Origin of the sequence: Bradyrhizobium sp. AUGA SZCCT0169 (assembly GCF_018130085.1) — a bacterium.
Lineage (GTDB): Bacteria > Pseudomonadota > Alphaproteobacteria > Rhizobiales > Xanthobacteraceae > Bradyrhizobium.
In genome coordinates, this window is the sequence record NZ_JAFCMC010000015.1 from 146,624 (window position 1) to 153,109 (window position 6,486).

Genomic DNA, 6,486 nt, shown 5'->3' on the forward strand with positions numbered 1-6,486 from the left:
TGTCGTATTGCACACAATTAGATTGTGCACAATAGAAAAAATGAAGGGGTCCGCAATTTAATTGTATGCAATTGATTAGGCTCGTCCGCGGCCCTAAATGATCACGGGCGTCCCCACTTGGCGAGGTGCAAATGGCTAGGAAACCGGCGGTCGACCCGCTGCTGCTCAGCAATCAGATCTGTTTTGCGGTGTATTCCACGGCGCACGCGTTCAATCGCGTCTACAAGCCCCTGCTCGAAAAACTGGGGCTGACCTATCCGCAATATCTCGTGATGATGGTGCTGTGGGAACGTGACGGCGTGCCCGTCAAGGACATCGGCGAGAAGCTGTTCCTCGATTCCGGCACGCTGACCCCGCTCCTGAAGCGGATGGAGGCTGCCGAATTGATCCGGCGCACGCGCAGCACCGAGGACGAGCGCCAGGTCCTGATCGCACTGACGCCGAAAGGCCAGGCGCTGCGGGAAAAAGCCAGGGCGGTACCGCAGGGTATTCTGGCGAGCTCGGCGTGCTCGGTGGGGGAACTGGTGGCGATGAAGAACGAATTGCTCGCGCTGCGCGACAAGCTGAACGCGGCGTTGGGGGAGTAGGGGGCGGGCGGTTAGAGCCGCTTCTTGGCGAAGGCCCGGCCGGAAGGAGACTTCAAATACTTTTCGAATGCGATGGCCTGCGCTTCGTTGCTGAACGCCACGTAAGTCTTGATTCGCCAAGGTCCGTATTTTGAAGTGTGTGGGACCCCGCCAGCGTTGTGCTTTGCCAATCGGGCCCGCAGGTCGTCGGTAATGCCGACGTAGAAGTGCTCGGAATCAAGGCTTTCCAGGATGTAGACGTACTTCATGGGGGACCCTCGGCATGTCGCGGAAAGCACGTTGTGCCATTTGGCCTGCCTTAGCCCGCCTTCGCCCTGCGGGCTACGGCGCGGCAGCCTTCGCTAGCTTCGCTACGATAGGCCACGGGGTGGCTTGCCGAGCCGTAGCTCGCGAAGCGAGCGAAGGCTGGTGGAGCCAGGCGGGATCGAACCGCCGACCTCTTGCATGCCATGCAAGCGCTCTCCCAGCTGAGCTATGGCCCCTTAACCGATCCGCGCGCCTTGGGCGACGTGCGGGCATGACCCTGAACCACAGTTCAGGGCCGATCTCAAGTCTCTTCGTCGCCGCCGACGTCACCAATGATGTCGGTGACGTCCTCATCGCCTTCTTCCTCGTCGGGAATGAAGGTCGAATCGTCGTCTTCGTCGCCCTCGATGGTCTCGTCGATTTCGATGTCGTCTTCCGATTCGGGAACGACGGCCTTGACCTTGCCGGTGTTCTCCTCGGCATCGGCCTCTTCGAGCGAGACCAATTCCTCGGCCTCGGCCGGTTCCGGCGCATCGGCGGCGGCGCTCGCTGCGGCGGCAGCGCGTGCGGCATCACCGCGGGCGGCCCGCGGCGGCGCAATCGGCGCAATCGGCACGACCTCACCGGTATAGGGTGAGATCACCGGCGACTTGTTCAGGTCATAGAACTTCTTACCCGTCGTCGGGCAAATGCGTTTGGTTCCGAGATCGGATTTGGCCACGTGTGGAGTCCTGGGAATTTCTGAAAAACGGTGCTTCACTTGGCTAGTTGCTAGGCCGCTGTCAATAGCGGTTTGCGCGCATGAGACGGCCACGTGACGCTGGCTTGCCTATGTGATACCTGCCGCCCTGCGCGAGAGGACACAATCTTGACCCATTCAGACCGGCTTGCAGCCCATCCGACCCCGCTGGAATCCCGTTCCAGCGGCTCCCTGACCGGTAAAGTACGGGTTCCCGGCGACAAGTCTATATCGCACCGGGCCCTGATTCTGGGGGCGCTTTCGGTCGGCCAGACCACGATTTCCGGCCTGCTTGAGGGCGAGGACGTGCTCAATACGGGGAAATCGATGCAGGCGCTGGGCGCCAAGATCGAACGAACCGGGCCGTTTGCCTGGCAGGTGAGGGGCGTCGGGGTGGCAGGATTCGCCCAACCCGCGGGCCCGCTCGATTTCGGCAATTCCGGCACCGGTTGCCGGCTGGTGATGGGGGCGGTGGCCGGCTGCCCGATTTCGGCGGTCTTCGACGGCGACGCCTCGCTGCGTTCGCGGCCGATGCGGCGGATCCTCGATCCCCTGGAATTGATGGGCGCCCGGACCGGCGAGGCCAAGGAAGGTGGCCGCCTGCCGCTGACGCTGTATGGCGCCCGCGACCCCGTGCCGATCCTGTACCGGACGCCGGTGGCCTCCGCCCAGATCAAATCGGCGGTACTGCTGGCGGGCCTCGCTGCGCCGGGTGTCACGACCGTGATCGAGCAGGAGGCGAGCCGCGACCATACCGAATTGATGCTGAAGCATTTTGGCGCGCAGATCGTCTCGACCAGCGAAGGCAGCCATGGCCGCAAGATCGCGCTCACCGGCCAGCCCGAACTGCACGGCGCCGATGTCGTGGTGCCCGCCGATCCGTCGTCCGCAGCGTTCCCGATCGTCGCGGCGCTGATCGTCGAGGGCTCCGACATCGTCTTCTCCGACGTCATGACCAATCCGCTGCGCACCGGCCTGTTCACGACTTTGCGCGAGATGGGCGCCTCGATCGAGGAGAGCGACGTGCGCGGCGACGCCGGCGAGCCGATGGCCACCTTGCGCGTGCGGGCCTCAAAACTACGCGGTGTCGAAGTGCCGCCGGAGCGCGCGCCCTCGATGATCGACGAATATCTGGTGCTTGCGGTGGCGGCCGCGTTTGCCGAAGGCACCACCATCATGCGCGGCCTGCAGGAGCTGCGCGTCAAGGAATCCGACCGGCTGGAGGCGACCGCCGAGATGCTGCGCGTCAACGGCGTCAAGGTCGAGGTCGCCGGCGACGATCTGATCGTCGAAGGCCGGGGGCACGTGCCCGGCGGCGGCCTCGTCGCTACCCACATGGATCATCGCATCGCGATGTCGGCGCTGGTGATGGGGCTTGCCGCCGACAAGCCGGTCAAGATCGACGACACCAGCTTCATTGCCACCAGCTTTCCGGATTTCATTCCAATGATGCGCGGGCTCGGGGCGGAGTTTTCCAGTTGAACGCGATTGAGTGGAGGGACGTGGTGCGCCCAAACACGCTAGCCGAGGCCATCGAAAGAATTAGAATGGGGGCTTCGCGAGACGCAGCGTTAGCTGAATTCGCGTCCCGCAACATTTTTACCGAGGAACGGCCTCTGCGGCGGGCGCGCGGTCTCCAATCACCTTAGACACAGGCTCTCATGATCATCGCCATCGACGGACCCGCCGCCTCGGGCAAGGGCACGCTGGGCAAGCGGCTCGCGCAGCACTACGGCTATCGCCACCTCGACACCGGCGTGATCTATCGCGCCGTGGCCAAAATGCTGCTGGACCAGGGCTTTGATCTCACCGATGAAGCCCGCGCCGTCGCCGCCGCGATGGCGCTCGATCCGGAAAAATTCGGCCATCCCGAGCTGAAGTCGCAGCGGATCGGCGATGCCGCTTCGGTGGTGTCAGCCATTGCCACGGTGCGTGAAGCGTTGGTCAGCTTTCAGCGCCAGTTCGCGGCCGATCCGCCTGGCGCGGTGCTCGACGGGCGCGACATCGGCACCGTGATCTGCCCGCATGCGGACGTGAAAATTTTCGTCGTCGCCGACCCGAAGGTGCGGGCGCACCGCCGCACGCTGGAAGCGCTCGCGCGGGGTGAAGCGGCGGATGAAGCGCTGGTGCTGGCCGATATTCTCAAGCGTGACGAGCGGGACCGCAATCGCGCCGCAGCCCCGCTGAAGGCGGCCCCCGATGCCCATATCCTGGACAACTCCAATCTCGATATCGAAGGCGGCGTTCGCGCCGCGATCGCGATCGTCGAGGCGGTCCGCGCCAGGCGGTGAAGTCTTCGGTTCAGTTCTTCGAGCGGTCGCGGTCGAACGGCAATCGCTGTTCGGCCATCAGGACGGGCTTTGATTTGGCCGCGGCAACCGCCGTGTTGGTCGCAAAATAGGCCGGCTTGCCGGCAACGGCCGTAGCGACGGTAAAAACGGCGATGGCGGTCATCGCGATCAGGCTCTTCATGCTGGCACTCCCCCTGTTTTGAATCGTGCCATCGTTGGGGGCGGCGCTTAAGGCCGGGTTCCATTGCGCCGGACACCGCGGGCCTTTTGCGTCATGCGGTGAACAAGGCGTTGAAAACATGGGCCCATGGCGAGCCTCCGCCAGCCTTAAAGCCCCGCAAATCGGGCATTTCCGCTTGCCGAAAAGACCCCTTGGGGCTATATCACCGGCCATCCGGGCCGCCATCGATAAGATCAGGGCTGTCCGAGCGGGCCGGCAGGCGGTTTGAGCCCCTGCCGTCATTGGAGGAAAGCCCGCTCCAGGTTCTTGAAGTCGATACGCTTCGAGGCTCCGGATAAATCAACGTACCGAACGTGCAGGCATGCTGCCGGCCCGCTATTTGCGATTTCCCGCAAACGGCGGTCGTTAGGGTTTGCGGACCCCTGACACTTCACGCGCGATACGCCCCTTAACCCGAATGGCCGGCGATACCCGCATCTGGAGAACAAATGGCTTCGACTGCTGCTTCTTATAATCCTACCCGCGACGATTTCGCTGCGATGCTGGACGAGTCCTTCGCCGGCGGCAATTTGCAGGAAAGCTCCGTCATCAAGGGCAAGGTAGTTGCAATTGAAAAGGACATGGCCGTCATCGACGTCGGCCTGAAGACCGAAGGCCGCGTGGCGCTGCGTGAGTTCGCAGGACCCGGCCGCGACAGCGAACTCAAGGTTGGCGACGAAGTCGAGGTGTTCCTCGACCGGATCGAGAATGCGCTCGGCGAAGCCGTGCTGTCGCGCGACAAGGCGCGCCGCGAGGAGAGCTGGGGCAAGCTCGAGAAGGCCTTCAACAACAACGAGAAGGTTCACGGCGTCATCTTCAACCAGGTCAAGGGCGGCTTCACCGTCGATCTCGACGGCGCGGTGGCCTTCCTGCCGCGTTCGCAGGTCGACATCCGCCCGATCCGCGACGTCGCGCCGCTGATGAACAATTCGCAGCCGTTCCAGATCCTCAAGATGGATCGCCGCCGCGGCAATATCGTGGTGTCGCGCCGCACGGTTCTCGAAGAGACCCGCGCCGAGCAGCGCCAGGAGCTGGTGCAGAACCTCGAAGAGGGCCAGGTGATCGACGGCGTGGTCAAGAACATCACCGATTACGGTGCGTTCGTTGATCTCGGCGGCATCGACGGCCTCTTGCACGTCACCGATATCGCCTGGCGCCGGGTCAATCACCCGACCGAGGTGCTCACCATCGGTCAAACGGTGAAGGTCAAGATCATCAAGATCAACCACGAGACCCACCGTATCTCGCTCGGCATGAAGCAGCTGCTGGACGATCCGTGGCAGGGCATCGAGGCGAAGTACCCGCTGAACGCGCGCTTCACCGGCCGTGTCACCAACATCACCGACTACGGCGCGTTCGTCGAACTGGAGCCGGGCATCGAAGGCCTGATCCACGTCTCGGAGATGTCGTGGACCAAGAAGAACATGCACCCCGGCAAGATCGTTTCGACCTCGCAGGAGGTCGAAGTGCAGGTTCTCGAAGTGGATTCGGTCAAGCGCCGCATCTCGCTCGGCCTCAAGCAGACCATGCGCAACCCCTGGGAGGTCTTCGTCGAGAAGTTCCCGGTCGGTGCGACCGTCGAAGGCGAGGTCAAGAACAAGACCGAGTTCGGTCTGTTCCTCGGTCTCGACGGCGACGTCGATGGCATGGTCCATCTCTCCGACCTCGACTGGAAGCTTCCGGGCGAGCAGGTGATCGACAACTTCAAGAAGGGCGACATGGTCAAGGCCGTGGTGCTCGACGTCGATGTCGAAAAGGAGCGCATCTCGCTCGGCGTCAAGCAGCTCGAAGGCGACCCCTTCGCAGAGCCTGGCGACGTCAAGAAGGGCGCGGTCGTGACCTGCGAAGTGCTCGAAGTGAAGGAAGCCGGCATCGAGGTGAAGATCTCGGGGACCGATTTCTCCACCTTCATCAAGCGGTCGGAACTCGCCCGCGACCGCAACGATCAGCGCGCCGAGCGTTTCGCCGTCGGCGAGAAGGTCGATGCCCGCGTGATCCAGTTCGACAAGAAGGCCCGCAAGGTGCAGGTCTCGATCAAGGCGCTGGAAGTTGCCGAAGAGAAGGAAGCCATCGCGCAGTACGGTTCCTCCGATTCGGGAGCGACGCTGGGCGACATTCTCGGCACCGCGCTCAAGAACCGCGACAAGTAAGCACAGCTTCCCTGTTCGCAAAGACCAAGGCCCCGGTTTCGACCGGGGCCTTTTTGTCTCACCGCTGTCGTCCCGGCCTTGAGCCGGGACCCATAGCCAAAGGATGGTGTGGTACGAAAGCTGGAGCTCCAGCCAGGTGCGACAATCGAGATCGGTGGTTATGGGTCCCGGCCTTCGCCCTAGGGCATGCACACATCTGATGTCGGGGATTCCCGAATCGGCATTTTGTGTGATTCATATTGTGACACTTCGG

General features: G+C 63.0%; 7 protein-coding genes and 1 tRNA gene. 4 read left to right on the plus strand and 4 right to left on the minus strand.

From position 1 onward, the window contains the following. Window positions 1-131: 131 nt before the first annotated feature. Window positions 132-587 carry a MarR family winged helix-turn-helix transcriptional regulator gene (locus tag JQ609_RS19105; protein WP_212274532.1) on the plus strand — a complete coding sequence of 152 codons (456 nt, stop codon included), beginning with the start codon at window positions 132-134 and terminating at the stop codon, window positions 585-587. A gap of 11 nt (window positions 588-598) precedes the next feature. Here the strand turns inward: JQ609_RS19105 and JQ609_RS19110 are convergent, their stop codons facing one another. The 3 genes from JQ609_RS19110 to JQ609_RS19120 all read right to left on the minus strand — a co-directional run bounded on the left by JQ609_RS19110 (window position 599) and on the right by JQ609_RS19120 (window position 1,554). Beyond that, on the minus strand, window positions 599-835 hold the full coding sequence (locus JQ609_RS19110; protein ID WP_212274533.1) for a GIY-YIG nuclease family protein: 237 nt from the start codon (window positions 833-835) through the stop codon (window positions 599-601). A gap of 158 nt (window positions 836-993) precedes the next feature. Continuing rightward, window positions 994-1,069: transfer RNA gene (locus tag JQ609_RS19115), tRNA-Ala, on the minus strand. Window positions 1,070-1,134: 65 nt separating this feature from the next. Then, window positions 1,135-1,554, minus strand: coding sequence for a TIGR02300 family protein (locus JQ609_RS19120; protein WP_192736224.1), 420 nt, complete (start codon window positions 1,552-1,554; stop codon window positions 1,135-1,137). Window positions 1,555-1,701: 147 nt separating this feature from the next. Here JQ609_RS19120 and aroA point away from each other — a divergent pair, with 147 nt between their 5' ends. Together aroA and cmk are read left to right on the plus strand one after the other, a co-directional pair. Continuing rightward, complete coding sequence (aroA, locus tag JQ609_RS19125; protein WP_212274534.1) at window positions 1,702-3,054, plus strand: 3-phosphoshikimate 1-carboxyvinyltransferase; 1,353 nt, start codon at window positions 1,702-1,704, stop codon at window positions 3,052-3,054. 179 nt (window positions 3,055-3,233) lie between these two features. Further along, complete coding sequence (cmk, locus tag JQ609_RS19130) at window positions 3,234-3,863, plus strand: (d)CMP kinase (protein WP_212274535.1); 630 nt, start codon at window positions 3,234-3,236, stop codon at window positions 3,861-3,863. A 10-nt stretch (window positions 3,864-3,873) separates the two neighbouring features. On the opposite strand, the gene JQ609_RS19135 is transcribed toward cmk, so the two are convergent. Then, window positions 3,874-4,044, minus strand: a complete 171-nt coding sequence (locus JQ609_RS19135) for a hypothetical protein (protein ID WP_212207432.1) — start codon at window positions 4,042-4,044, stop codon at window positions 3,874-3,876. Between the two features lie 488 nt (window positions 4,045-4,532). Between JQ609_RS19135 and rpsA the strand changes: the two genes are divergently transcribed. After that, the gene (rpsA, locus tag JQ609_RS19140) at window positions 4,533-6,233 is read left to right on the plus strand and encodes a 30S ribosomal protein S1 (RefSeq protein ID WP_192736228.1); all 1,701 of its coding nucleotides are present in this window, start codon (window positions 4,533-4,535) and stop codon (window positions 6,231-6,233) included. Window positions 6,234-6,486 lie beyond the last annotated feature (253 nt).

Bases quoted from the DNA above. Each gene is read 5' to 3' on its own strand.
- JQ609_RS19105 (WP_212274532.1), top strand. From the start codon at position 132: ATGGCTAGGAAACCGGCGGTCGACCCGCTGCTGCTCAGCAATCAGATC.
- JQ609_RS19110 (WP_212274533.1), bottom strand. From the start codon at position 835: ATGAAGTACGTCTACATCCTGGAAAGCCTTGATTCCGAGCACTTCTAC.
- cmk (WP_212274535.1), top strand. From the start codon at position 3,234: ATGATCATCGCCATCGACGGACCCGCCGCCTCGGGCAAGGGCACGCTG.
- JQ609_RS19135 (WP_212207432.1), bottom strand. From the start codon at position 4,044: ATGAAGAGCCTGATCGCGATGACCGCCATCGCCGTTTTTACCGTCGCT.
- rpsA (WP_192736228.1), top strand. From the start codon at position 4,533: ATGGCTTCGACTGCTGCTTCTTATAATCCTACCCGCGACGATTTCGCT.